This window comes from Paraburkholderia sp. BR10936, from assembly GCF_040965735.1.
Taxonomy (GTDB): Bacteria; Pseudomonadota; Gammaproteobacteria; order Burkholderiales; family Burkholderiaceae; genus Paraburkholderia; species Paraburkholderia nodosa_A.
In genome coordinates this window covers 1-1,405 of sequence record NZ_JBFRCM010000063.1, presented here as the reverse complement: position 1 = coordinate 1,405, position 1,405 = coordinate 1, and the positions used below count along the sequence as shown (strand labels likewise).

The 1,405-nt window shown below is 65.3% G+C and carries 1 protein-coding gene; it reads right to left on the bottom strand.

Going from position 1 to position 1,405, the window contains the following annotated elements:
• The coding region (locus tag AB4Y36_RS40415; RefSeq protein ID WP_368685930.1) for an ISNCY family transposase at positions 1 to 1,319 on the bottom strand (1,319 nt) is incomplete at its 3' end.
• Positions 1,320 to 1,405: the final 86 nt, after the last annotated feature.

The window sequence follows — 1,405 nt, the reverse complement described above, 5'->3', positions numbered from 1 at the left end:
GCGCCAGGCAATGGTTTCGGTTTGCGTACCGCGGCGCCGCGATTGGTGCGGGATGGCGAGCCTGATACGCGACGGTTATCGCGTTGCGCCTGCAGCGCCTGGGCGACGCGCAGCGCATGGCCGAGCCGCTTGTGCTCGATCACGGCGCCCTGGTCGATTTCCGAGAGCTTGTCATAGGGGATACAGGGCAGTGCTGCACCACCGGCCCGCAGCTCGATGCGACCGTCCGGATACTCCCATACCTCGATGTAGCGGCCGATCAGCCGGCGGGTTGCCGGCGTGTCCTTCAGCAGCCAGATCACGCGGTCGTTCAGCAGCGTGAGTGAATCCGATACCTTGCGCTGTACCCGCCAGGTCAGGATTGCGTCGAGATCCTCGTCCGCACGCAGCGGCCGGTGTGCATCGAACCGGCTTCTGGGCGGCTTCGCGAAGCGGGCGTTGTAGGCCGCCATGAAGGCGGGGGCCCAGTCGTTCGCTTCGTCCAGCGTGCTGATGCCGCGCAGGCGCAGTTCCTTCACGAGGCGATCCTGCAGCGTCAGGTTGGCGCGCTCCACGCGGCCCTTGGCGGGGCTTGAGTTCGCGCAGAACGTGTCGATATTGAGCTCATACATCGCCCGGCCGAACTGGGTGACACCTTTGCCTGCAGTCTCGGCGCGGCGCTTCACGTAAAAGACGCTCGCCTTGTCGCTGTAGAACGCCACCGGTTTGCCGTGGCGCTCCAGATACGCGCGCGTGGCCTCGAAATAGCTGAACGTCGATTCGGTCTGCGTGAAATGCAGGTGCATCAGCCGGCTCGTCGCGTCGTCCACGTACACCAGCAGCGTGCAGGCCGGCGCCCGGTCCTCGAACCAGCGGTGGTCGCTGCCGTCGATCTGCACCAGCTCGCCGAAACATGCACGCCGTGCGCGCGGCTGGTAGACCTTCGGTGGACGCTGTTTGCGCGGCACCCACAGGCCGGCCTGGGTCATCAGTTGGCGCACCGTTTCCTTGCACAGCCGGATGCCGTGGCATTCGTCCAGCTTCTCGCGCGCCAGCGTCGGCCCGAAATCGGCGTAGCGCTCGCGGATGATCATCAGGGCGCGCAACGCCAGGCCTTCGTCGAGCTTGCGGTTACCTGGCTGACCGCGCCGGCCCGAGGCCACGCCAGACGGCCCGTGCTCCCGGTACCGGATCACCAGCCGTTCGATCTGACGTACTGTCAGACCCAGCCGTTCGGCGGCACGGCCGGGCTTGAGGCCCGTCTCAACGACCGCCTGTATAACCTTCAGTCTGTCCAGTTCGCGCATGCTCAAACTCACCAGCGTCGTGTCCGGCTTCATGGCAGGCCCCGCAGCGGTTGCAGCAGTCTGCCAGCTTGCCAGCGCTCAAAAACACGACATCTGTAAATAGCCAGAACACGACATTA